Origin of the sequence: Serratia proteamaculans, from assembly GCF_946227095.1 — a bacterium.
Taxonomy (GTDB): Bacteria; Pseudomonadota; Gammaproteobacteria; order Enterobacterales; family Enterobacteriaceae; genus Serratia; species Serratia proteamaculans_E.
The window spans coordinates 172,730-197,018 of sequence record NZ_CAMISV010000001.1 but is presented as its reverse complement, the minus strand read 5'-3'; the positions used below and the strand labels follow the sequence as shown (position 1 = coordinate 197,018).

The 24,289-nt window shown below is 54.7% G+C and carries 24 protein-coding genes and 3 tRNA genes; 15 read left to right on the top strand and 12 right to left on the bottom strand.

All coding sequences use genetic code 11. The annotated features are described in order from the left end of the window. Positions 1 to 7: 7 nt before the first annotated feature. Positions 8 to 1,219: an acetyl-CoA C-acyltransferase gene (locus tag OC597_RS01130; protein ID WP_262207523.1), complete on the bottom strand. Its 1,212-nt coding sequence runs from the start codon at positions 1,217 to 1,219 to the stop codon at positions 8 to 10. A gap of 9 nt (positions 1,220 to 1,228) precedes the next feature. Further along, a complete protein-coding gene (locus OC597_RS01125) occupies positions 1,229 to 2,758 on the bottom strand; it encodes a 3-hydroxyacyl-CoA dehydrogenase NAD-binding domain-containing protein (RefSeq protein WP_262207066.1) in 1,530 nt (509 codons plus the stop codon). A 348-nt stretch (positions 2,759 to 3,106) separates the two neighbouring features. Between OC597_RS01125 and OC597_RS01120 the strand changes: the two genes are divergently transcribed. Then, positions 3,107 to 3,823: an autoinducer binding domain-containing protein gene (locus tag OC597_RS01120; protein ID WP_262207065.1), complete on the top strand. Its 717-nt coding sequence runs from the start codon at positions 3,107 to 3,109 to the stop codon at positions 3,821 to 3,823. Between the two features lie 177 nt (positions 3,824 to 4,000). Then, positions 4,001 to 4,429: a universal stress protein gene (locus OC597_RS01115; protein WP_261424436.1), complete on the top strand. Its 429-nt coding sequence runs from the start codon at positions 4,001 to 4,003 to the stop codon at positions 4,427 to 4,429. Positions 4,430 to 4,490: 61 nt separating this feature from the next. Here the strand turns inward: OC597_RS01115 and OC597_RS01110 are convergent, their stop codons facing one another. From OC597_RS01110 to OC597_RS01090, 5 genes are all read right to left on the bottom strand, one after another. Next, positions 4,491 to 5,504 (bottom strand): Ldh family oxidoreductase, encoded by a 1,014-nt coding sequence (locus OC597_RS01110; protein WP_262207063.1) that lies wholly within the window; start codon positions 5,502 to 5,504, stop codon positions 4,491 to 4,493. 18 nt (positions 5,505 to 5,522) lie between these two features. Next, positions 5,523 to 7,088 (bottom strand): APC family permease, encoded by a 1,566-nt coding sequence (locus OC597_RS01105; protein WP_262207061.1) that lies wholly within the window; start codon positions 7,086 to 7,088, stop codon positions 5,523 to 5,525. A 44-nt stretch (positions 7,089 to 7,132) separates the two neighbouring features. Then, a complete protein-coding gene (locus tag OC597_RS01100; protein WP_261424434.1) occupies positions 7,133 to 8,743 on the bottom strand; it encodes an aldehyde dehydrogenase (NADP(+)) in 1,611 nt (536 codons plus the stop codon). A gap of 57 nt (positions 8,744 to 8,800) precedes the next feature. Beyond that, a complete protein-coding gene (locus tag OC597_RS01095) occupies positions 8,801 to 9,721 on the bottom strand; it encodes a dihydrodipicolinate synthase family protein (RefSeq protein WP_099061667.1) in 921 nt (306 codons plus the stop codon). A 208-nt stretch (positions 9,722 to 9,929) separates the two neighbouring features. Then, positions 9,930 to 10,775, bottom strand: a complete 846-nt coding sequence (locus OC597_RS01090; protein WP_261253602.1) for an AraC family transcriptional regulator — start codon at positions 10,773 to 10,775, stop codon at positions 9,930 to 9,932. A gap of 284 nt (positions 10,776 to 11,059) precedes the next feature. On the opposite strand from OC597_RS01090, the gene OC597_RS01085 reads away from it, so the two are divergent. From OC597_RS01085 to OC597_RS01070, 4 genes are read left to right on the top strand one after another with little or no spacing between them, the layout of a single operon-like run. Beyond that, positions 11,060 to 12,007: a 4-hydroxyproline epimerase gene (locus OC597_RS01085; RefSeq protein WP_262207058.1), complete on the top strand. Its 948-nt coding sequence runs from the start codon at positions 11,060 to 11,062 to the stop codon at positions 12,005 to 12,007. Next, the gene (locus OC597_RS01080; protein ID WP_262207056.1) at positions 12,007 to 13,131 is read left to right on the top strand and encodes an NAD(P)/FAD-dependent oxidoreductase; all 1,125 of its coding nucleotides are present in this window, start codon (positions 12,007 to 12,009) and stop codon (positions 13,129 to 13,131) included. Before OC597_RS01085 ends, OC597_RS01080 begins: the two co-directional genes overlap by 1 nt. Beyond that, the gene (locus OC597_RS01075) at positions 13,128 to 13,388 is read left to right on the top strand and encodes a (2Fe-2S)-binding protein (protein WP_085116185.1); all 261 of its coding nucleotides are present in this window, start codon (positions 13,128 to 13,130) and stop codon (positions 13,386 to 13,388) included. The genes OC597_RS01080 and OC597_RS01075 overlap by 4 nt, the downstream gene beginning before the upstream one ends. After that, a complete protein-coding gene (locus OC597_RS01070; protein WP_262207054.1) occupies positions 13,381 to 14,643 on the top strand; it encodes an NAD(P)/FAD-dependent oxidoreductase in 1,263 nt (420 codons plus the stop codon). The genes OC597_RS01075 and OC597_RS01070 overlap by 8 nt, the downstream gene beginning before the upstream one ends. Before the next feature lie 97 nt (positions 14,644 to 14,740). Here the strand turns inward: OC597_RS01070 and OC597_RS01065 are convergent, their stop codons facing one another. Continuing rightward, positions 14,741 to 15,097, bottom strand: a complete 357-nt coding sequence (locus tag OC597_RS01065) for a hypothetical protein (RefSeq protein ID WP_261253628.1) — start codon at positions 15,095 to 15,097, stop codon at positions 14,741 to 14,743. Between the two features lie 408 nt (positions 15,098 to 15,505). On the opposite strand from OC597_RS01065, the gene OC597_RS01060 reads away from it, so the two are divergent. After that, complete coding sequence (locus OC597_RS01060) at positions 15,506 to 15,865, top strand: hypothetical protein (protein ID WP_262207052.1); 360 nt, start codon at positions 15,506 to 15,508, stop codon at positions 15,863 to 15,865. Between the two features lie 229 nt (positions 15,866 to 16,094). Beyond that, positions 16,095 to 16,526, top strand: a complete 432-nt coding sequence (locus OC597_RS01055; RefSeq protein ID WP_112350440.1) for a hypothetical protein — start codon at positions 16,095 to 16,097, stop codon at positions 16,524 to 16,526. A gap of 16 nt (positions 16,527 to 16,542) precedes the next feature. Here OC597_RS01055 and OC597_RS01050 read toward each other — a convergent pair whose 3' ends face one another. Next, positions 16,543 to 16,884: a GlpM family protein gene (locus OC597_RS01050; RefSeq protein WP_085116188.1), complete on the bottom strand. Its 342-nt coding sequence runs from the start codon at positions 16,882 to 16,884 to the stop codon at positions 16,543 to 16,545. 117 nt (positions 16,885 to 17,001) lie between these two features. Continuing rightward, the gene (locus OC597_RS01045) at positions 17,002 to 17,226 is read right to left on the bottom strand and encodes a DUF2594 family protein (protein ID WP_020826235.1); all 225 of its coding nucleotides are present in this window, start codon (positions 17,224 to 17,226) and stop codon (positions 17,002 to 17,004) included. 765 nt (positions 17,227 to 17,991) lie between these two features. Between OC597_RS01045 and uvrY the strand changes: the two genes are divergently transcribed. The 6 genes from uvrY to OC597_RS01015 all read left to right on the top strand — a co-directional run bounded on the left by uvrY (position 17,992) and on the right by OC597_RS01015 (position 21,528). Continuing rightward, positions 17,992 to 18,648, top strand: a complete 657-nt coding sequence (gene uvrY / locus OC597_RS01040; RefSeq protein WP_012006273.1) for a UvrY/SirA/GacA family response regulator transcription factor — start codon at positions 17,992 to 17,994, stop codon at positions 18,646 to 18,648. Next, on the top strand, positions 18,641 to 20,518 hold the full coding sequence (gene uvrC, locus OC597_RS01035; protein WP_262207048.1) for an excinuclease ABC subunit UvrC: 1,878 nt from the start codon (positions 18,641 to 18,643) through the stop codon (positions 20,516 to 20,518). Before uvrY ends, uvrC begins: the two co-directional genes overlap by 8 nt. Positions 20,519 to 20,531: 13 nt before the next feature. Further along, positions 20,532 to 21,080: a CDP-diacylglycerol--glycerol-3-phosphate 3-phosphatidyltransferase gene (gene pgsA / locus OC597_RS01030; RefSeq protein WP_085116190.1), complete on the top strand. Its 549-nt coding sequence runs from the start codon at positions 20,532 to 20,534 to the stop codon at positions 21,078 to 21,080. Between the two features lie 145 nt (positions 21,081 to 21,225). Next, positions 21,226 to 21,301, top strand: a tRNA-Gly gene (locus OC597_RS01025). 57 nt (positions 21,302 to 21,358) lie between these two features. Further along, positions 21,359 to 21,432: transfer RNA gene (locus OC597_RS01020), tRNA-Cys, on the top strand. A gap of 10 nt (positions 21,433 to 21,442) precedes the next feature. Next, positions 21,443 to 21,528: transfer RNA gene (locus OC597_RS01015), tRNA-Leu, on the top strand. A 355-nt stretch (positions 21,529 to 21,883) separates the two neighbouring features. Here the strand turns inward: OC597_RS01015 and OC597_RS01010 are convergent. Beyond that, positions 21,884 to 22,114: a biofilm development regulator YmgB/AriR family protein gene (locus OC597_RS01010; protein WP_261253639.1), complete on the bottom strand. Its 231-nt coding sequence runs from the start codon at positions 22,112 to 22,114 to the stop codon at positions 21,884 to 21,886. A gap of 246 nt (positions 22,115 to 22,360) precedes the next feature. After that, a complete protein-coding gene (locus OC597_RS01005) occupies positions 22,361 to 23,503 on the bottom strand; it encodes a MurR/RpiR family transcriptional regulator (protein ID WP_261253651.1) in 1,143 nt (380 codons plus the stop codon). Positions 23,504 to 23,907: 404 nt separating this feature from the next. Between OC597_RS01005 and OC597_RS01000 the strand changes: the two genes are divergently transcribed. Further along, positions 23,908 to 24,213 (top strand): PTS sugar transporter subunit IIB, encoded by a 306-nt coding sequence (locus OC597_RS01000; RefSeq protein WP_261253659.1) that lies wholly within the window; start codon positions 23,908 to 23,910, stop codon positions 24,211 to 24,213. Positions 24,214 to 24,289 lie beyond the last annotated feature (76 nt).

Below are 24,289 nucleotides of genomic sequence, written 5' to 3'. Positions count from 1 at the left end.
CCTTGCATTAGAGGGCTTTAATTACCAATGAAACACCCTGGCCGACACCGACACACATGGTCACCAGCGCATTGTTTAACTGCCAGGCATGCAGCTCCAGCGCGCTGGAAAGCACCAGCCGCGCGCCGGACATGCCCAGCGGATGCCCGAGGGCGATGGCGCCACCGTTCGGATTGACCCGCGTATCGTTGAAGTCGATGCGCCAGCTTTGTAGCGTCGCCAGCACCTGTGCGGCAAACGCCTCATTAATTTCAATCACGTCGAAATCATTCAGGGTAAAGCCGGTTCGTGCCAGTAACCGATCGGTGGCGGCGATCGGCCCAATGCCCATCAGTGCAGGGGCGACGCCGGCGCTGGCGCTGTCACCAATCTCCGCCAGCGGTTGCAGCGACTGGCGTTTTACATAGCGGCCGCTGGCCAGCAGCAACACCGCGGCACCGTCATTGATGCCGGAGGCATTACCGGCGGTGACCGAACCCTCTGCGGTAAAGGCCGGCTTCAGCGCCTGCAATTTTTGCAGCGTGGTCTGCCGTGGGAACTCATCCTGTTCGAAGGTTTTGCGGGTTTTACGATCGGCCTGCACCTCAAGCGGAGTTATCTCCCTGGCTAAACGGCCATTTTCAATCGCCCGCCAGGCCTTCTGCTGCGAGGCCAGGGCAAAAGCATCCTGATCTTCGCGGGATATCCGGTACTGCTGCGCGACGTTCTCCGCCGTTATCCCCAGCGGATCGCTGCCATAGCGCTGCGCCAACTGCGGATTGACAAAACGCCAGCCCAGCGTGGTGTCGTACAGTTTGACTCCCTTGTCGAAAGGCGTTTCGCTTTTGCCCATCACGTAGGGCGCGCGGCTCATGCTCTCCACACCACCGGCCAGCACCAGATCGCTGAGGCCGCTTTTTATTTTTGCACTGGCGTAGATCACCGCATCCAGCCCGGAAGCGCACAGGCGGTTAAGGGTGATCGCCGGCACTGCCTGATCCAGGCCGGCAAGCAGCGCCGCCATGCGGGCAACGTTACGGTTGTCTTCACCGGCCTGATTGGCGCAGCCGAGGATCACTTCATCAATATCCGGTTCGGTTTCAGGATGCCGTTGCAGCAGCGCTCGGATAATAGAAGCCGCCATATCGTCCGGACGGGTTAACGCCAGGCTGCCGCCATAGGCACCGATTGCGGTGCGGGTGCCGTCGATCAGATAGACCCCATCGTCTTTAATCGTCATCATTTTTCCTTACGGCGCGACGGCCAGTTCGGGCCGGGGGGCATTCAGCAATGAGTAATGCGGGTAATAGCGGGCGGAATGCAGCAGTTGCGCCATATTATCCAGCGTTGATTTCACGTTTTTTTGCCCGAGCTGCGTCAGCCAGGCAAAGATGCCATCGGCATAGTTAACGCCCGCCACGGCGGCAATATCGATATCTGCCCGGCTGCAAACCCCGCTCTCCACCATGATCACCGACTCATTGATCAGGCTGCTCAGGACCCGGGCGACGATCAGCCCTGGGGAGTCTTTAATAAACTCCACCTGTGGGATCAACGTTTGCAGCAGCGTCAGAAACAGCGCCTTATTGGCCTCGACGGCATCCTGATTGTGGGCGGCCACCAGATAGGCGGTATCGCTGTAATTCAATGCGGCGTCGATCACAAAGGTGTCGAGATCGGTTAATTCAGCAAGCAGGTTGGCCGTGCGACCGTCGGTGATTTTGACGGCCAAAGCGTCATTTACCCGGATAAAGCGGCCCAGCGTCGGCCGTTCCGGCTGGTGAATAATCTGCAGCGCTGGCCAAATAGCCAACGCGCGCTGTTGCAGCAGATCGAACAGGGTATGTTCGCCATAAAAATGCAGGGAAGTCAGCGTGCCGCTGCCTGCATCGAGGGGGTTGGGTTCGGCAGCAGGGGCGGCAAAAAAGGATCGGCCGTTTTTCTTCCCCAGCAACCCGGCATCCACCAGCGAACGTTGCAAATGGCCGGGGGTATAGCGAGGGTCGTACTGCATGTCCTGCCAAATCTGGCTGCTGACCTGATAGTTAATATCCTGGCCGATAAAGTCGGTCAGCTCTAAAGGGCCCATGCGAAAGTGGCCACCGGCCTTGAGGGCGCGGTCGATCTGCGGTGCCAGCGCCACGTTTTCTTCCAACAGCCGGAACCCTTCCAGATAAAAAGGCCGTGCCATCCGGTTGACGATAAAACCCGGCGTGGCTTTGCAGACCACAAACTGTTTGCCTAGCGCCGTCACCAACTGCTGGCAGCGCAGGCTGGTAGCCCGGCTGGTAAAATAGGACGGAATAATCTCGATCAGTTTCATCAGCGGGGCCGGGTTGAAGAAGTGCAGGCCAATAAAACGGGCGTTGTTTTCGACGCCTGCCGCCAGCTTATTCAACGACAGCGATGAGGTGTTGGTGGCGATAATCGCCTCTTTTTTCACCGTGGCCGCAATCGCCGTAAGGATTTCATGCTTGGTGGTCTCATGCTCTGCGATGGTTTCAATCACCAGATCGCTGTCGGCGATAGCATCGAAAATGGGAGAGAAAACCAGGTTGGCCAATACTTCGCCTTTTTTCTGTGGGCTTATTTTTCCGTTGTCTATTTTCTTATCCAGGTCACGGATAATATAGTCACGGGCCTGGTCCAGATTATTACCGCTACGATTATAAAGCAGGGTTCGTATGCCGTTCTGCGCCAGAAGATAGGCAATACCTCTGCCCATGGTTCCGGCACCAATAACAGCGACCGAATGGATTGCCGAATGATTCTCTGCCATAAAAATCCCCGTGAGTATTTTTCTGCCTTGCAAAATTCGCAAATACTTATTATTTATTCGGATTTAAAAAGCATCAGGTGCCTATGGCGAAGGTAATGGGCGGCGCTGTCAGTGTCTAACGGTAGAAGTGACAGGTTTACAATAAATTGGCTTTATGTTATTCGCGTAATTTCTGGAATTGACGCCATTTAAAGGGCGTTATTTATTCATATTTGAGGGGGGATAGCTGTTTTTGTTATAGCTATGGAATTTTTTATACTATGAAACGGCTGTTGTCACCCAGAGCCCTCCACTATAGTTAATCTTACTTATCGATAACCCGGTGCGGCTTTCTGGAGAACCTGTTTTATGGACACCCACCTTCAGCCTTTGATGGATGCCTTACTGACCCGTCTGCCAGACCGCGAGGCTTTTTTAAGCCAACTGGAACCTTGCGCTCAGGCGCTGGGTTTTGAATACTTTTCTTATACGGTTTTTTCCTGCTACCCGGCCAGCCGCCCCAAAATGTTGATAGAGGGCAATTTCCCCGACGCCTACCTGGAGGACTACCGCAAGCTGCGGGTCTACCTACAGGATCCGGTGATTGAGCAGGCCCACCACTCTACGCTGCAATTTTACTGGGATGAACACTTCTACCAGGACAAGCCAGAACTGTGGTGGCGCATGGCGCAGTTTGGCATCCGTGAAGGCTGGTCGCAGTCAATCAAGGATTGCTATGGCCGACTGGGGATCCTCACCTTTGCCGGCAAGAGTATTCCCGTTCAGTCACCGCAGGCCAGTGCGCGTAACGAAACATTCTTTTTGTGGTTGGCGCAGATTGTTCATAAAACGCTGCGTGAAGCATTAATATCGGTGAACGACGAGGCGATCAAGGATGTGCTGACGCTGCGCGAAAAGGATATTTTACGCTGGTGCAGCGAAGGAAAAACCTCAGAAGAAACCGCTCTGTTAATGGGGCTGAGTGAGCGGACGGTGAATTTCCACATTGGTAATTCGATTAAAAAGCTGTCGGTGGCCAATAAAACTGCCGCCACGGCGAAAGCGGTGTATTTACAGCTTATTTAACCCGGTTTGAAATAATTAAGTGGCTAGCCGTTAGTGATGTGATGTTTATATTTTGTTAAATAAGGAATTATCCTAACCAGTATTTACCGCCGATCACAAAAGCGCGAGAAAGCGGTTCACCCTTATCCTTCCCGGCAGTACCCTGTAGGCACCAAGGTGACATAGAAGGGATGTGATATGTACAAGACCATATTAGTGCCGATAGATATTGAAGAAGATCTGTTGACCGAGCATGCGCTGGAACATGTTGAGTACCTGGCGAAAATATCCGGTGCCAAAGTGCATTTCTTCCATGCGTTGCCGGATGCGTCGGCATTTGTTACCGCTTATTCTTTCGGTATCAAGGAGTTTGAGAATCAGGCGGAAGTGAAGGCGGTGGATAAACTCAAAAAAATCATCTCGGAAATCGATATTCCGCTGGATCGCCTGGATTACACCGTCAGCTTTGGTTCGCCGCGCGATGAGGTACTGCTGCTGGCAGAGGAAATCAGGGCCGATCTGATCATCATCGGCTCACGCCGCCCGAGTGTGAAAACCTACCTGCTGGGCTCCAACGCCGCAGCCATTGTGCGTCACGCCAATATCTCGGTGATGGTGGTCAGGTAATTTTTTAGACGTAGCTGTAGCTTAGGTGAGAGTCCCCCTCTCCCACAGGAGAGGGGGACTATTAGCGGCAGAGAGCCACAATCTCGTCATACAGCGTCTGCGGCAAGCTAATGCCGTGCTGCTCGCTGTACTGCCGCCGCTGAAAACGCCGTTCTCCCGGAATACGCGCCCCTTGCTCGCTCATATCCGCAAATAAGGCTTCCGCCCTGGCCAAATGCAGCGCTTTGTCCGCCCCCAGGAAACGATCGGGATCCATCGCGATGATCAGCTCGCCACCGTAAGGGGAGGAGCCGGTCTGCCGATCGTAGGCCAGCGACTCCTTACTGGTCATATCGCCAATTAACGGCCCGGCGATCAGCTCAACCATGGCCGCCAGCGCCGACCCCTTATGACCGCCAAAGGTCAGCATCGCTCCCTGCAACACGCTGGCGGCATCGGTAGAAGGTTCCCCCTGTTGATCGATGCCCCAACCCGGCGGCAGTGGTGTCCCTGCGCGGCGATGCAGCTCAATCTCGCCGCGTGCCGCCGCGCTGGTGGCCATATCGAAAATAAAGGGTGGAAGCTGCGGACGCGGCCAGCCGAAGGCAATCGGATTGGTGCCAAACAGCGGCCGGGTTCCCCCCGCCGGCGTCACCCAGGCATGGCTCGGAGTACAGGCCAGTGCCACCAATCCCCGATCGGTCAGGGGCTCGATATCGGCCCACAGCGCGGAGTAATGTACGCAGTGATTAATCGCCAATGCGGCGATGCCGTTAGTGCGCACCTTATCAATAAACGCCGGTAGCGCGGTACGGTAGGCCAACAGCGAAAAGGCGTCGTGGGCATCTACTCGCAAGATCGCCGGAGCTTGATCGACCAGCGTCGGGAGCGCATCGGCGGACACCTTGCCGGCCAGCAGCGAACGCACGCAGCCAAGCACCCGGTACAGACCGTGCGAGGCACAGCCGTCGCGCTCACCAGCCGTCACATTCTGCGCGACAGCATCGGCATGTTCGGCACTGAAACCGTTGCTGCGTAGTGCGCGCAGCGCAAGATCATAGGCCTCTTTCAAGCTCAGGCTCTGGGTTTGTGTCATCAGCTATCTCCTCTGCGGTTACTCTTCTTCATCACCGGCAAAATTCGCCTGAGGTAAACAGGTATAGGCGCCCCAGTAATAGATCGCCAACGCAATGACCGCCACCGTGATGGTGTCCCACGGGTGGCCAATGGCATTAATGCCACCAAAACTGCCGAGATAGGACGCGGCAATAATCAGCCCGTAGAAGGCAATCAGCCACAGCGACGACCAAATCTGTTGCTTCAGGCTGACGGCGTGGGTCGGCACCTTGTTCTTGAACAGGATATAAACCACAAACATCAGGATCTGCAGGCCGAGCAGCCAGGACACGGTGTTCCAGCCGGACCAGTAAACGATCAGCGCTGAAATGATAAATGACACCGGCCCGAGTACGCAGAACCCGCGCACGAAGAAGGGACGCGGCAGATCCGGCGCATTGCGCCGCAGACCGGCAGCGGTGACTGGTGCAATGGCGTAACTCAGCACCAGCGCGGCGGAGACTACACCGATCAGCTTCTCCCAGGAGGGGAAGGGCAGCGTCCAGAAGATCGACAGTGCAAAGGTCAGCCACAGCGCAGGGCGTGGAATACCGGATTCGCCGTCGACGCGGGTAAAGATCTTAAAGAAGGTACCTGCACGGGCCCAGCCGTACACCACGCGTGGGGTGGCGTTCATGTAAATATTGCCGGTGCCGCTCGGTGAGATAATCGCATCGCTCACCACCAGAAACGCCAGCCAGCCCATACCCAGGGTGATGGCGATGTCACGATAAGGCAGGGAAAATTGCTGGCTGATACCGGCCCAGCCGCCGCTCAGCATTTCGCTGGGAATACTGCCGAGGAAGGCCACCTGCAGCAGTACATAAATGATGGTAGACAACACCACCGACAGGATCAGCGCGATAGGAATGGTGCGCTGCGGATTTTGCACCTCGCTGGCGACCGAGATGATCGGCGTCAGGCCCAGATAGGCGAAGATAATCCCCCCGGCAGAAATGGCCGCTTCCACCCCGGCGGAGCCAAAGGGCGCAAACCCCTGACTGTGCAGATTTTCGGGTTTGAAGAAGCTGAACAACACCACAATCACCAGCAGCGGTACCACGAATTTAATCACGCTGATCAGATTGTTGGATTTGGCAAAGGTTTTGACGCTGTAGTAATTCAGGGCGAAGAAAAAGCACAGTAGCAGGAGCTGGACCAGCCAGCCGATCAGCGTCGGGTTACCGGAGCCGGGCTGGCTCAGAAAGGGAAACCAGGCGGCGGCATACTGGCGGGCCGCGACGATCTCAATCGATATCAGGCTGGAGAAGGCGATCAGGGTAATAAACCCCAGCAGATAGCCCATCAGTTCGCCGTGGGAGAACACCGGGTAGCGGATAATGCCGCCAGCACGGGGCAGCGCAGCACCCAGTTCACAGTAAACAATGCCCAGCAACAGTACGGCTAAACCGCCGATCAGCCAGGAGTAGATGCCGGCGGGACCGGCGATGGAAGAGACGTGGCTGGCAGCGAACAGCCAGCCGGAACCAAAAATTGCGCCCAGGCCGATAAACGTCAAATCGGTGAGCGTAAGCTGCTTCTTGAATTTGCCTTGGGTTGTCATGGGTTTACCCTTTTGTTATTAGGTGGCAGGCAGATGCGGCCGGGCTAGTTGCTGGCAGGTGAGTGGATCGGATCTCGGGTGTAAATACCGTTAACCAGCCTCAGCAGGCCAAGTGGATTACTGTCTTGCAACGGTGGCGGCAATAACGCAGCCGGGTAATTTTGCAGGCAGACCGGGCGCAGGAAACGTTCAATGGCCAGCGTACCGACCGAGGTGCCACGGGCATCGCTGGTGGCCGGATAAGGGCCGCCGTGTACCATGGCGTCGCACACTTCGACGCCGGTCGGGTAGCCGTTGAACAGCACTCGTCCGGCTTTACGGGTTAGCAACTGCGCCAGCGGCGCGGCGTCGGCCAGATCGTCTGGGTCGGTCAGCAGCGTGGCGGTCAGTTGCCCTTGCAGGCTTTCCAGGGCAGCGGTCAGTTGCTGGTGGTTTTCTACCGTCACCACAATGGCAACTGGGCCAAACACTTCTTCCTGCAACAACGGATCCCCGCTGAGGAGTAAATGACTGTCGGCCTGATACAGTTGTGGCGCCGCCAGATGAGGCCGAACCTCAGGATCACCGGCCAGATGGCGAATACCTTGGTGCTGATCCAGTGCCGCCAATCCGCTACGGTAATGGGCTAGCGTGCCGGCATTGAGCATCGGTTGCGGGGCGGCGGCGTTCACCCGCTCGGTTAATTCACGGATAAACTGGCTGAATGCTTCGCCGCGTTGGCCGATGATCAGCCCCGGCTTGGTACAGAACTGGCCGCAACCCAGCGTGAAAGAGGCAACCAGATCGCGTGCGATCTGTTGCCCGCGCTGGGCTAACGCCTGCGGCATGATGATCAGCGGGTTGATACTCGACATCTCGGCAAAGACCGGGATGGGATGCGGACGGCGCATGGCCAGATCGAACAAGGCTCTGCCGCCGCGCAGCGAGCCGGTAAAGCCCACCGCCTGAATGGCCGGGTGCTGTACCAGTTCCGCACCAATGCGCTCGCCGTAAATCATGTTGAATACCCCGGCCGGGATCTGTTGCTGTTCTCTGGCCCGTTCAATCGCCTGTGCGGTTAGCTCGGCGGTGATCATATGGCCACCGTGCGCCTTGAACACCACCGGGCAACCTGCGGCCAATGCGGCGGCGGTATCACCACCCGCGGTAGAGAAGGCCAGCGGGAAATTGCTGGCGCCAAACACCGCCACCGGACCGAGCGCCGTGCGGTATTGGCGTAGATCCGGACGGGGTAGCGGCGTCCGCTGGGGTAGCGCGCTGTCGATACGCACAGCATGCACATCACCACGGCGCAACAGGGTGGCAAATAACCGCATCTGGCCACTGGTTCTGGCACGCTCGCCGGTCAAACGCGCTAATGGCAGGGCGGTTTCCTGCATGGCGAAGGTAAAGAATTCCTCATCCAGTGCATCCAACTGCCCGGCAATCGCCTCAAGAAAGTCAGCCCGGCGTTCGGCACTGAGTTGAGAATAGGCGGTGAACGCCTGTGCGGCGGCATCGGCGGCGGCGGCGGTTTCTACGATGCTGGCCGAGAAAAAACGGTGGCCGGTTGGTTGGCCATTATCGGCGCGCAGGCTAACCAGTTCGGCCTCACCGCTGGCGCGGCGTTGGCCGCCAATAAACTGTTGACCGCTGATGGTATGGGCGTTAGGCATGGGTTCCCCCGGTTGGCAAGTGTTCAGGCCCGGCAGGCGGCCGGGCGAGAGTGGCAATTACAGGCCGACATCCGGCAGCGCAGGGCGGTTTGCCAGCGCTTTTTTAACCACGGCGGTGACTTCGGCCAGCGTATCGCCCTGCAGTGCCAAACGGGGTGGACGGGTGATGGCGCTGCCGCGACCTACCAACTCCTCACACAGCTTGATGCACTGCACCAGGTCCGGCCGCGCATCCAGATGCAGCAACGGCATAAACCAGCTGTACAGCGCCAGTGCTTCTTCAAAGCGTTTTTGCTTCGCCAGGCGGAACAGGGTCTCGCCTTCACGCGGGAAGGCGTTGGACATGCCGGAGATCCAGCCTTCGGCGCCGACGGCAATGCTTTCCAGCACCACGTCATCGAGCCCGGCGAACAGCACAAAGCGATCGCCGACCTCGTTACGCAGGTCGATAAAGCGACGGGTATCGCCGGAAGAGTCCTTGAAGCACACGATATTTTCGCAATCAACCAACGACGTCAGGATGTCCGGCGTCACGTCGTTTTTGTAAATCGGCGGGTTGTTGTAGACCATGATCGGCAGATCGGTGGCCGTGGCGACGCTGCGAAAGTGGGCGGCCGTTTCGTGAGGTTTAGCGGAGTAGACCAGCGCAGGCATGACCATAATGCCGTCGACGCCGACCTTTTGCGCTTCACGTGCCATATCGCGGGCAAAGGCAGTGGTGAATTCGGCAATGCCGGCAATCACCGGGACCTTGCCTTGCGCGGCATCGCGCGCCACTTCAATCACCGACAGTTTTTCCTGAACGGTCATCGAAGTGTTTTCGCCCACGGTGCCGCACACCACCAGGCCAGAAACGCCGTCTTTGACCAGGTTTTTGATCACCGTATGGGTGGCGTCGAGATCCAGAGAAAAATCGCTACGAAACTGAGTGCTGACCGCCGGGAATACGCCGCTCCAGCTAATGGCTTTATGGCTCATAGTGTTTGTCCTGTCGTCCAAGTTTGTTAATCAATGGTGAATTATTGGTAAAATCCAATCACAGATTGACCTGTATTGTCCGCAGGGGCTTGACGGTTTTCTCCGAATGCCATGACGAAATTGGCACAGTGGTGCCGCGCATCAGACGGCGAAAAGCCTGACCTTAAAAGCGTCGAAGTGAATTCTATTAATAAATTAAATCAGAGGGTTAAGGGGATAGGGTGGTGCGGAAGTCGCGCGGTGTAGACCCGGTCATGGCTTTGAATTGGCGGCTGAATGCGCTGTGATCGGTGTAGCCGCACTGCAGGGCAATATCGGTAATCGGCAAGTCGCCTGCCAGCAGTTCGGTGGCTTTTTCCAGTCGAACCTTGTGGATCATCTGGCGTGGCGTGAGGTGAAAAATACGTTTGCAGTAACGTTCGATCTGCGCCACGGAAAGGGCAGTGAGTGCGGTTAATTCCTCAAGGGCAATCGGTCGGGCGTAATGTTGACGAATATAGACGTCGATCGCCGCCAGTCGCTGATAGGCAGGGTGGTTGGCTTTGGCCTCCTGCAGATCGTGCGAGATGCCCGCCATACCGATGATGGTGCCCTGCGCATCGTACAGCGCCAGCTTTTGTGTCAGGCACCAGCCGGTCTCGCGGCCACTGTACAGGTGCATCTCCAGTTGGTCCTGGATCAGCACACCGTTGCGTAGTACGCGCAGATCCTGCTCGGTATAACCTGACCCTAATTGGGCCGGAAACACGTCCGCCGAGGTTTTCCCCAGCAGCGGCGTGACGGTTTTAAAGCCACAACGTTTGGCCAGCGTCAGGTTGGCCAGCAGGTAACGCGCTTGCAGGTCTTTGATGAAGAACACCACGTTGGGAATGGCGTTGAGCAGCGGTGCAATCAAAGCCAGTGAATTTAGCAGGTCGTGCAGGGTGTTCGGACGCTGTTGCGCCAGGCCATCACACCAGCGGGACAGTTGTTCAACGGCAAAAATGTCCTCTTCCGGTTCCTCGATAAGGGGGAGAGGAGCCGTAACAACCTGATGATCTTGGGCTAAACGCATAGCATTACCTTTTCCCGCTGGGTGACACAGAGTCTGAGGCGGCCGAAGAGGCCGTTTTGGCGCGCTTAATCAATATTAACTTTCTTATAACTTTTCAAGCTTAGCTGCCAATTATGCGGATGACCGCATACTTTTGTTCCCTGGGGTGTACCGCCCCGACACCATCCCGCCTGGAGGATTGTGCTGATTTCTGCATTAGCCACGCCGAAATCCATCAAGCCGCCGTCAACATATTCGGTCAGTCTAGCCCCATCGGTAACATTTCATTAACCCAGGAGACTCCGATGGCACTTTCTTCGCATTTCACCGCGCTGCGGGCGATCGATTCCCATACCGCCGGGGAACCCACCCGACTGATTGTCGAAGGATTCCCCGATTTGGGCACCGGCAGTATGGCTGAGCGCAAGGCGCTGTTTGCTCAACAGTATGACGACTGGCGTAGCGCGATCATTCTGGAACCTCGCGGCAACGACGTGCTGGTGGGGGCCTTGCTGTGCCAGCCCTGCTCACCGCAGGCCGCTGCCGGGGTGATTTTCTTCAACAACAGCGGTTATTTGGGCATGTGCGGTCATGGCACTATCGGTCTGGTGGCCTCGCTGGCCTACCTGGGACGCATTGGCGTCGGTGAGCACCTGATAGAAACCCCGGTGGGCACGGTGAACGCCACCTTGCATCAGGACGGCAGCGTGACGGTGGAAAACGTCCCGGCCTATCGGTATCGCCGACAGGTCAGGGTTGAGGTCAGCGGCTACGGACCGGTGGTGGGGGATATCGCCTGGGGCGGTAACTGGTTTTTCCTGATCGGCGAGCATCATCTGGCGATCAATACGCAAAATCTGGATGCACTCACCGCCTTTAGCTGGGCGGTGCGCCAGGCGCTTGAGAGCGAGGGGATTTATGGGGAAGACGGTGGTGTTATCGATCATATCGAACTCTTTGCTGACGACGCGCAGGCCGACAGTCGCAACTTCGTGCTGTGTCCTGGCAAGGCTTACGATCGCTCACCTTGCGGCACCGGCACCAGCGCCAAACTGGCCTGTCTGGCGGCCGACGGCAAACTGCTGCCGGATGAGATCTGGCACCAGGCAAGTGTGATTGGCAGCCAGTTCAGCGGCTATTACCAACGTAACGGCGATCGCGTGACGCCCTTTATTCGCGGTCAGGCCTATGTGTGTGCCGACAGCCAACTACTGCTGGACGAGCGCGATCCCTTCGTTTGGGGGATCCGCTGATGGTTACTGGCGGGCGGGCGGATGCGATAGTGGTGGGCGCCGGTATCATCGGTGCCGCCTGCGCCTGGCAGCTGGCGCAGCAAGGGTTACGAGTGTTGCTGGTGGACAACCAGCGTGCCGGGGCGACGGCGGCCGGGATGGGGCACCTGGTTTGTATGGATGATAATTCCGCCGAGTTGGCTTTAAGCGCCTATTCATTGCAACTGTGGCGTAACCTGGTGGATCGCATGCCGGAAAGCTGTGCCTGGCGCGGCTGCGGTACGCTGTGGCTGGCGGAGCGGGACGATGAAATGGCGATTGCCGAAGGAAAACTGCAACGCATGGCGGAGTTCGGGGTGGCGAGCGAAATACTGAGCGCCGCGCAGGTTGCTGCTCATGAGCCCATGCTGCGGCCCGGACTGGCCGGTGGCTTGCGCGTGCCGGGCGACGGCATTGTTTATGCGCCCAATGTCGCCCGCTGGTTAGTGGCCGACGCCGGGGTGGCGGTCAGGGTAATTGCGGGGGAAGTCACCGCGCTGGAACAGCAGGCAGTGGTGCTGACGAGTGGCGAACGGCTGACGGCGCCGGTGGTGATACTGGCCTGTGGGTTGCAGGCTGACAAGTTACTGGAACAACCCTTGTTACGCGCCAAGAAAGGGCATCTGGCGATCACCGATCGCTACCCGCAACGGGTGCGTCACCAATTGGTTGAACTGGGTTATGGTGCCAGTGCTCACGCCAGCGACGGTACCTCGGTGGCATTTAACGTTCAGGCTCGGCCAACAGGCCAACTGTTGATCGGCTCCTCCCGCCAGTTTGATGCTCCTGGCAGCGACATCGATATGCCGTTACTGACTGCAATGCTGGTGCGGGCTACCACTTTTCTGCCCGCATTGGCGCAGATGAACATTATCCGCTGCTGGACCGGCCAGCGCGCCGCGTCCGCCGACGGTTTGCCGCTACTCGGGCCGCATCCACAACATCGCTGGCTGTGGCTGGCGTTGGGGCATGAAGGCCTGGGCGTCACCACCGCGCTGGGCAGTGCCGCGCTGATTACGGCGCAGATCCATAACCATCGACCGGCGATTGATGCTACCCCTTATCTGGCGGCACGAATGTTCCGCAAGGAGGCCTTGTCGGTATGATCCAAAAACAGAATTTACTGACACTGACCCTTGACGGTGAAAGCCTCTGCGTACCGGAGGGATCCAGCGTGGCCGCGGCGCTCAGTCTGAGTGGGCGGGATAGCTGCCGCATCTCGGTCAATGGGCAACCCCGCACACCGTTTTGTGGCATGGGCATCTGCCAGGAGTGCCGCGTCACGGTGAATGGCCTGCGGCGTTTGGCGTGTCAGACGTTATGCCAGCCTGGAATGCGTATTGAGAGGACAGAAAATGAGTGATCTCACGTGTGATGTGCTGATTATCGGTGCCGGTCCGGCAGGTTTGGCGGCAGCCCGTGCGGCGGCAGAGAGTGGTCAGTCCGTGTTGGTGCTCGACGATAACCTGCGGCCCGGTGGGCAGATCTGGTGTGACGGGCCGAACGTGGCATTGCCGGCGCTGGCTCAACAATATCGACAGGCCGTCGGGGCACTGAGTAATGTTGCGCTGCTTAACGGTGTGAAAATTGTCGCCCAGTGTGGGCCGCAGAAAATTCTCTATGAAGATGCGGCGGGCAGCGGGACCGTGGATTATCAAGCATTGATCCTGTGCTGTGGGGCCCGGGAACTTCTGTTGCCGTTTCCCGGCTGGACACTGCCTGGGGTGACCGGTGCCGGCGGATTGCAGGCGCAAATTAAACAGGGGTTGTCTATCAAAGGGGAACGGGTCGCCATTGCCGGTAGCGGGCCATTGCTGTTGGCCGTGGCTACCAGCGTGGTGAAAGCCGGTGGCGAAGTGGTGATGCTGGCGGAACAGGCATCAGTCGCGCGGTTGACGGCATTTGCCGGTGGTTTGTGGCGCTGGCCGGTGAAGTTACGGCAGTCCTTTAGCCTGTTCAACCGACATTTTCGTCCTGACAGCTATGTGCTGGAGGCGTTGGGCGAACAGCGGCTGACGGCGGTTAGGCTCCAAAATGGGGTTCGCGAGGTTACGCTAGACTGCGATCGTCTGGCCTGTGGTTTTGGGTTGGTGGCGAATATCGAACTGGCGATGCTGATGGGATGCCGTATCCAAAATGATGCGGTTGCCGTGGATCTTTACCAGCAAAGCAGTCAGCCGCAGATTTATGCTGCCGGTGAATGTACCGGGATCGGTGGCAGCGAGTTGGCATTGACGGAGGGGGCTATTGCCGGTTATGCCGCCACCGGCAACCTGGCGCAGGCGCGAGCCTTGATGGCGCAATGCGATAAGTGGCGGCGATTTGCCAGTGCGGTAACGCGAACCTTTATGCTCAACCCGGTGCTGAAAACGCTGGCGACACCGGAAACGCTATTGTGTCGCTGTGAGGATGTGTCTCTGCGTCAGTTAAGTGGATTTGCGGATTGGACAGCGGCCAAGTTGAGCAGCCGCTGTGGTATGGGCGCTTGCCAGGGCAAGATCTGTGCGACGGCGGCGCGCCATTTGCTCGATTGGCCACTGCCGGCCCCGCGGGTCCCGTTGACGCCAGCCAGAGTAGCCACCCTGGCCCGGTTGGGGCACATCGAGACCGACGGATAGGCCTGCGGCACTCAGGCATGCCGCACGGTGATGATGAGTCATCCCCAGCGGCAAGCTGTGTGAACAGAACAAGATTTCAACTGTGCCGTCACGCCTGTTACTGTGGCCAGTAATAGGTTTTCTCATGCCAGCCTTTGCCATACATACAGGCTTCGATGGTCGCCGAGCGGGCGCCTTCATTACGATCATTTTGCACTGTTTTAAACGAGGGCTGTTTATCGTAACGGTAGCCTTTCGGGCAGTCTTTCTTGTCTTTCTCACAGCTCTGGTATTGGTTTTCGTAGCTAAACTCAAAATCCCTCACCACATCGGGGGGGAAACGTTCGTAGCCTCGCCCCTTGCATTCCGCGTATTCTGCTTCGCGTGTGGCGTTACCGGCACCGGCTCTCTCCCATTGGGTGCAGGCCGTCAATGTGACTAATGGCAATAAAATCAAAAATCTGTACGTCTTCATGGTATCCCTAACTCTTCATTTCGTCCTGTAAACACACGCTAAGAATCTTCCTAGGCGAGGTGGGGCATGAGTGTAATAAACTGATGCTAAAATTGGAAATGATAATAATTATTGTTTAGATGAGGTTGAGGTAATGAGGGTAGCAAGGTGGGGTATTTGAATGTGAAATAATACTTATTTGTTATCATATTCGTGCTAAGTTTTTTCTGGTGCTATATCCGGGTTATTTTTTAAGATAATTACCTAAGGTTTTATTCTTATTATTGGCTGTAAAAGGATATTTATTCAGTGGCTATTAAAGAAAAGATATTTACATTGCTTTTTCTAAATAATCAAAATTAAAGCCAATATTGAATTTACCGGTAATAAGATTGCAATTTATGTGCAAATTTTTTAGATTCAGCAAGGATGAGTGTTTGTCATGATGATGAAGAAATTAAAGGGAGCTTTATTTTGGCAAATAAACCTGAAATACCTAAAGATAGTGGTGATTTACCTTCATTATCAGATGATTGTGACAGGTTGAGAAACCTTTCTGATGTCGGTGATTCATTTGGCTATGGTCGTACTCGCTTTTATCAATGGTGCCGGGGACGCGGTTTTCTTACCCTTATGAATGCCCCCTCTACGGAGATGATTAACGCCGGTTATATGGTGACGACGCTGTCAGAAAACGGTTACTCGCGGGTCTATGTGACTGAGGGGGGCTTTAACTATGTGGGCAGTGCCTTTCGCGATGACATCAAAAAGCGCATGGTTAAACTTTAAAGAAAACATAAAAATCTCATTCATTTCAATATACTAACAACAGAATCTTCTTATGGTGGTCGGTTGCCTGACCTGACGGGCCAGGTGGTCGGCGCCGAGGAATTGTTCCCCCCTGAAATTCTCCAGCCCACTGGAAGTTATCCTAATTTTTCATTGATGATGTCCCGACGCTACAGTCAGCGGCAATTCTCTTGCTAGTATGAGGAGGGGTTTATTTCAGGAGTTCAGGATGAAGCATTACGCCGCGTTACTCGTTACCACCGTGCTGTTGTCTGGCTGTGCCACTCAGGCGGTTCCCTTGCAGCAGGCCGAATCACCGCCTCCCAGCCGGTTAATGCTGTATCAGAACGTGCCGCAAACGCCATTTGCTACGGTAGTGGTGGTGCGTGACAGTGGGATGCTGGCAGGAAGCTGCCGGACCGGGGTTTATATCAACGGAGAGTTTGCCGCATCGCTGGCATCCAAAGAAAAGGCCGAGTTTCGGGTGCCGGTAGGCAATAATGAAATCAGTATTGGGCAGGATATGATCGAAAACAGCCTGTGCATCTGGCGTGATACCAGCGGGCGCTTGCCAATGACGCTGCGCGCCGGTGAGAGCCGCTATTTCCGCATTGCGGGTGATATGCAGCGCGGCTTTGTGCTGCAGGCCGGTAAGCCGTAATTCAGGCGGGGCGCAGTTAACGCCCCTGCCACCAGCCCCACAGCGTAATCAATAGCCACGCCGCGGCAATCCAGCACAGCACTGCGGCCGCCAACGCCCACGACAATCTCATGCTGTTGATAAAGAAATACAGCGAGATCAGATACACCAGGTAAGGTAAAACGGCCCACATACCGAAGATCAGCGTGGTTCTCAGTGCCTCTATCGAACGTTCGCTGCCGACAATGTAATGGGCGATCAGGGCAAACGTTGGGAACAGCGGCACCAGGCCGGCGATATAATAACTGCGGCTTTTGGCAAGCAGACCGATTAATACCACCACCAACGCACCGATCAGCGCTTTAACTAGGATGCCCATAGTGCTCTCTGGCGTAAATAAATACACATTGCCTGAAATAACCAGTGGGATCAATGACTCGGGAGGGGCTGCTGAGGAAACGGGCCCGCAATGATGGCAGGCCGGAAGGGCGACAGATTATTGACGGTAAGCGTGCTTAATCTGTTGGATACTGTTTTTAAAGATTTCAGCCTGGGTCGGATCTTCAATCTGTGCGATAAAGCGTTCCATGTTGATAATGACTTTCCCGGCATCGGCTTGGCCGATCGACTTCAGGATCAGCGTCAGCGTAGCTTTAAGGCAGGCAACTTCTGTCGCCAGCGTTTCCGGGTTTGCAGACGTAGTGAAATCAACGTTGCTCATTTTCTCTCCTGATTTTTGAGGCCGAAGCCTGAAACAATGTACATTTTTATGCGCACCCACACCGATGTCATTCACTCGGACCTGCAGGCGCGTATTTAACTGGGCGCGGAGTATAGCATAGCATGCAGATATCCATCTGCACTGATAGCGCTGGATCGGTGCTCGTTGCGGTTAGCCGGGTACCTATCCCGGTTTTAACCGACTTCACATTATAGTGCATACTCACTATTGATTAATTAATCAGCTTGCCGAACAATGCCGCCAAGTTATTTTTTCTGTGTTAATAAGTATTTGTCCGCCAGGTTATTGTTAACTTGTTCCTGTTATTTAAATGATCAACATTAGTCTCTTAGCGGCGTTCGCCCGACGTGGATTGAATAATTTCTTTTGCAATGAATTTCACCCTGTGCGATAAAGATAAAGTTATCATATTGTTTTTTTTCAATGAATTACAACCGCGTTAGGTGGGTGTTCATATTATTGGTGTTGCGATTGCTTACACTGATTTTACCTGCGGTTTAGGTTAAACGCACTATCCTGAGGTCAGGACTGCAGATTGTAATATTTACATCGCCGTTTTTTCCTCTGCAACCCACGGTTTTATCGGGCTGCATTGGGTGACTAAAATTCAAAAATCAGGCCCATTCCGCAAAGTTAATCGGGAGTAAGTATTAATCTGTGTTCATTCTTGTCTGAAAAACAAGTAATATCTCTGGCTATAACAGAGGCTGATTGCGTTACTCCCTTCTTTTTGGAGATTTTTCCTTGATTAGCGTTCTTCTTGTTGATGACCACGAACTGGTGCGCGCAGGGATACGACGCATTCTTGAAGATATCAAAGGTATAAAAGTTGTCGGGGAGGCCCAGTGCGGTGAAGACGCCGTGAAATGGTGCCGTGGCAATGCTGTAGATATCGTTCTTATGGATATGAACATGCCGGGTATTGGCGGGCTGGAAGCCACGCGCAAGATTGTGCGTTATGCGCCCGACGTGAAAGTTATCATGTTGACTATTCATACTGAGAACCCATTGCCTGCCAAGGTGATGCAGGCTGGGGCTGCGGGCTACCTGAGTAAGGGCGCGGCACCACAGGATGTGGTCAATGCCATCCGTGCGGTGCAGGCCGGACAGCGCTATATCGCGTCCGATATTGCCCAGCAGATGGCGCTGAGCCAGCTGGAGCCGCAGACGGAAACGCCGTTTAGCTGCCTTTCTGAGCGCGAGCTGCAGATTATGCTGATGATCACCAAAGGCAAAAAGGTTAACGAGATCTCGGAACAACTGAGTCTCAGCCCTAAAACGGTGAACAGTTACCGTTACCGTATGTTCAGCAAGCTGAATATCAGCGGTGATGTTGAATTGACCCACCTGGCTATCCGACACGGATTGTTCAATGCGGAGACGTTGTTAAGCAGTGAGTGACCGTTTTGATGCCAAAGCATTTCTAAGCACCGTAACCAGCCAGCCTGGCGTCTACAGAATGTACGACGCTACTGGCACGGTTATCTACGTCGGTAAAGCCAAAGATCTGAAAAAACGCCTCGCCAGTTACTTCCGCCAGCAGGTGGGTAGTCGTAAAACCGAGACGTTGGTTAAAAATATCGCTCAAATAGACGTAACTGTTACGCATACCGAAACAGAGGCGCTATTACTGGAACATAACTACATAAAGTTATACCAGCCGCGATACAATGTTCTTTTGCGAGACGATAAATCTTATCCGCTGATCTTCCTCAGTGCGGACAGCCACCCACGGCTGGCCGTGCATCGTGGTGCCAAACACGCCAAGGGGGAGTATTTCGGCCCATTCCCCAATTCCTATGCCGTGCGCGAAACGCTGGCGCTGCTGCAGAAACTGTTCCCGATACGCCAGTGTGAGAACAGCGTGTACCGCAACCGCTCGCGTCCTTGTTTGCAGTATCAGATCGGTCGTTGCCTGGGGCCTTGTGTCGCCGGCCTGGTGAGTGAAGATGAATATCGCCAGCAGGTAGATTATGTGCGCCTGTTCCTGTCCGGCAAGGATCAACAGGTACTGCATCAGTTGATCGAACGGATGGAAAACGCCAGCAAGGCACTGAACTTCGAAGAGGCGGCACGGATACGCGATCAGATCCAGGCGGTACGCAGGGTGACGGAGCGTCAGTTCGTGTCCGGTAACAGCGACGATCTGGATGTGATCGGCGTGGCATTCGAGTCAGGCATGGCCTGCCTGCACGTACTGTTTATTCGCCAGGGTAAAGTGTTGGGCAGCCGCAGCTACTTCCCAAAAGTGCCGGGTGGCACCGAAATGAGCGAAGTGGTACAGACGTTTGTCGGTCAGTTCTATCTACAGGGTAGCCAGATGCGTACCTTGCCGGCAGAAATCCTGTTGGATTTCACCTTGCCGGAAAAAGACCTGTTGGCCGAGTCGCTCTCTGAATTGGCCGGTCGTAAAATCCAGATCCAGAGCAAACCGCGAGGGGATCGCGCACGCTACCTTAAACTGGCGCGTACCAACGCAGCGACTGCCTTGACCACCAAGCTTTCTCAGCAGTCGACCATTCATCAGCGGTTGGCGGAACTGACGAAGGTACTGAATCTTTCCGAGATTAACCGCATGGAGTGCTTCGACATCAGCCATACCATGGGGGAGCAAACCGTCGCTTCTTGTGTGGTGTTTGACGCGAATGGGCCGCTGCGTTCTGAGTATCGACGCTATAATATCACCGGCATTACACCGGGGGATGACTATGCGGCGATGGCGCAAGTGTTGAAACGCCGCTATGGTAAGGCTCTGGAAGAGAAAAAAATCCCTGACGTTATCTTCATTGATGGCGGTAAAGGGCAGCTAGGTATGGCGATTGATGTGTTTAATTCGCTGAACGTGAGCTGGGATAAAAATAAACCCTTGCTGATTGGCATCGCCAAAGGCGCTGACCGCAAAGCCGGGTTGGAGACGTTGTTCTTTGTGCCGGAAGGTGAGGGCATCGCCCTGCCGTCGGATTCACCGGCGCTGCATCTGATCCAGCACATCCGTGATGATTCGCATAACCACGCGATCACCGGGCACCGTCAGAGAAGGGCAAAAGTAAGAAATACCAGCGCGTTGGAATTGATCGACGGCGTTGGACCAAAACGGCGACAGGTGCTGTTGAAGTATATGGGCGGACTTCAACCATTATTGAACGCCAGCGTTGAGGAAATTGCAAAAGTGCCGGGTATTTCACAAGCATTGGCAGAAAAGATCTACAATGCATTGAAACACGGAGGGCAATGTAGCAACATACTCTTAATTCCCACTCCAGCCAGATAGTTACCCTAGCATTATGCAATTGAATATACCGACTTGGCTTACTCTGTTTCGCGTAGTTCTGATCCCATTCTTTGTTCTGGCATTTTACCTGCCGTTCACCTGGGCTCCGATGGTTTGCGCCGTCATCTTTGTGTTTGCTGCCATAACCGACTGGTTTGATGGTTTCCTCGCCCGTCGCTGGAAGCAAACTACCCGTTTTGGGGCGTTCCTCGACCCGGTGGCGGACAAGGTGATGGTAGCGGTGGCGCTGGTACTGGTGGCAGAACACTACCATGTCTGGTGGATCACCCTGCCTGCGGCGACCATGATTGCCCGTGAAATTATCATCTCGTCACTGCGTGAGTGGATGGCGGAGATCGGTAAGCGCAGCAGCGTGGCGGTGTCCTGGATTGGCAAAGTGAAAACCATGGCGCAAATGATGTCGCTGGTCGGGTTGTTGTGGCGCCCGGACCAGACCGTTGAGTATGTGTCCTTTGGTTTGTTGTACATCGCGGCGGTGCTGACTTTCTGGTCAATGTTCCAATATTTGAATGCTGCCCGCAAAGATTTGCTGGAACCCTGATCAAAGCGCTGCAAAAATCGTCAAACAAACGTAATGAGCCAACAATTTTATTGACTCATTACGTCAGGTAAGTAGAATGCATCGCATCAGACGGCAGCAATGATTTGCCGAAAGATAGCAAAAAAATCAGTAAGTTCTGATTGATGCGGGAATAGCTCAGTTGGTAGAGCACGACCTTGCCAAGGTCGGGGTCGCGAGTTCGAGTCTCGTTTCCCGCTCCAAATTTAATAAAGCTGGTGTTTTACGAGCTTTAGCCTGTAAAAGGCAAATAGAATTTAGGCGCGTTAACAAAGCGGTTATGTAGCGGATTGCAAATCCGTCTAGTCCGGTTCGACTCCGGAACGCGCCTCCAATTTTCCCGAGCCCGGGTGGTGAAATCGGTAGACACAAGGGATTTAAAATCCCTCGGCTTATGGCTGTGCGGGTTCAAGTCCCGCCCCGGGTACCAGGAAAATAAATTCAAGAATAATCAAAGCAATAAGTAGTAATGTCGTAGCCGCCGTGAGGCGGTTTTTTTGTTTCTGACACCCGCTTCGCTATACCCTCCTGATATCCTTTTATTCTATTCAAGTGCCAAATAATATCCTGATAGCCAAGCGACAATCATCATTCTGGCTTGACGAAAATACCCGGCCGTTGAGCCGGGACTGTGCTTATCTGTTTCTCCTCAAAATCTTGACCACTCCTGGTGGAGGCCGAACGGCAGTGCTATAACCCCGCGCTACAGTTCGCCACCCACATCATAGCTACCACGGCGGCAATGGAGATAATGGTACAGAGATCCGATTTGCGCATGCAGTTCCTTAGCGGCCAGTGATGCCAATGACTTCGATTGCCGCTCGGTGCAGCTTTTGGCCGTAGCCATCGGGTTGCCTTTCGATCTCTTTGATCAGATAAGCGAGAATGTTTTGCTTGCTGATGGGTTGGTTGGCGGAGAGCACCTGAATAACGCCCTTGCCGAGCAAGTTGTAGATTTGTTCACGGTAGGTCTCGATATCTTTATCGTTGAGACCGTAAAGGGAGTAATCGATCATGGAATTTTACCGCTGATGAAATTTAAAGCGCCAGCCGAAGCTGGCAGAGAAGCCATATAAAAAAATAAAATCGTGCAAATTCCACTTAGGGTGATATCCAGGTGGTAGGTTAACGATAGCGTAGTAAGAATATTCCTATCAATAGGCAACGGCAATCTGGATGGCTAATTAGGAAAATCCTCAGGCCGCTGCCCTAGCCTGGTGAGCTGCTCCTGAGGGCTACCGGAACGATGCCATAGCGCGGATTTAATCTTCTGCTTGTGCGCCCAGACTCTCGGGCAGTAACTGCGCCAGCAGTAAATCCAATGTCAGCATTAGCCCATAACGAGCAGCGCTACCGCCACTGAGCGGCAATACCTTATCTGCCAGCGTCGCCAGCGTGCTGCCTGCCGGGGTCAGAGCGATGCGATAAGCCCCCGTGGCACCGGCCAGTCTGGCGGCGTTGAGCAAATCGGTATTTTCCCCACTCATCGACAGCAGTATCACGCACTGTTGCGTACCAAGGGTGGAGGCGGTCATGCGCATCAGTGCCGCATCCTGGCAGGCAAAGGCCGGGTAGCCCAGACCCACCAGGCGTTGTTGCAGCTCGTTGACGTACAGCGCCATGCTGTTTATGCCAAAAATATGCACACTTTTGGATTGGCTCACCTGTTGGCTGGCGTCGATTAGCGCCGAATGTTCTACCTGTTGTAGTTGTTGATGCAGAGTCGCTTCCACGTCGTTGACGCGTTGCAACCACAAGCTAGGTGGCCCATTAGGTGTAGATTGGGTACTCAAATAGCGTGAGCCACTGACGCTGGCCTGCGCCAGCTTCATACGCAGATCGCGAATATCATCACAACCGATGGTTTTGGCGAAGCGGGTGATGGTCGCCGGACTGACCCCAGCCTGACTGGCCAGCAGCTCTATAGTGGCGGAAGAGGCGAAGGCGATATCGTCCAGAATAGTCTGTGCGACCTTGGCTTCCTGCTGGCTGAATTGGTTTTGCCGCGCGCGGATCTGATAGACGATGTCGCCGATATCTTCACAACCGATGGATTTGGCAAAGCGACTCAAAGTCGTGGGGCTGACGCCGGGCAGCTTGCCGATACCGGCGGCTGAGGCGAAGGCGATATCCATGCCGCCCAGCACGGGTTGCGCTACTGCTGCAGGCTGGTTTACCGGCACCGGTTGGGTGCGCATCAGCGAAATAAAGTCGTTAAGATCCTGGCAGCCCAGGGTTTTAGCAAAATGTGCGACGATCTCGGTACTGACGCCGGCTCGCTCCGCCAACTGTTCTATGGTCGCCGTGGAAGTGAAGCTGAGGTTGTCCAGGATGGTCCGGGCAATTTTCGCCTCCTGGCGGTTGAACGGACTCTGGCGAAACTGAATGTGGTAAACGAGATCCATGACTGCAGTGTCCCTTCTGTTATGCCAACCGGCGACCTGTGCTTCAAGCTAGCCTGTTTTTCGCACGGCATAAAGCAATAACCGGCAGAATAAGCCAATGAAAATAATTTTCAACATACCCTGTGGGAAAACACGACGCTGCTCTCAATGTTTATTCACTGGTTATTTATCCTGCTGTTTTTAAACGTTAAAATCCAAATTTAGAATTTTAATTCGACCACAACTCGATCGCCGATCACAGTGTTGAAAAAAATTTTCATGACGGTTTTTGGCTAATGCTTTGTTTTTAAATGATTAAATAAAAATCATAATCAAATCGTATGGATCTAAGGTATTTACAAGCGTGTTACATAGCTGTTTTATATTTGAACAGCCGTGGTGGCTAACAACCGGGACACTGAAAAATGCAAACAATCGTCTTATGCTGCGCCGCAGGAATGTCTACCAGCATGCTGGTACAAAAAATGAAAACCGAAGCGCAAAAACGGGCGCTGGATATTGAAATCGAAGCTGTACCGGTTGCGGATTTTGAACGCATCGTCGGGCGGGCGGACATTGTACTGCTGGGGCCGCAGGTTAAATATGAACATGCACGACTTTCTGAACTTGCGGCGCCCTTGGGTAAAACCGTGGCGGTTATCGACATGATGGATTACGGCACCATGCGCGGCGACAAGGTACTGGACAAGGCGCTCGGCCTGCTGGCCTGATAACCTTTCGGGAACCGGGCTTCTCACATTCGTTTATTTATTGATTTATTGCGGGTTATTTCACTGACCCGCAGTG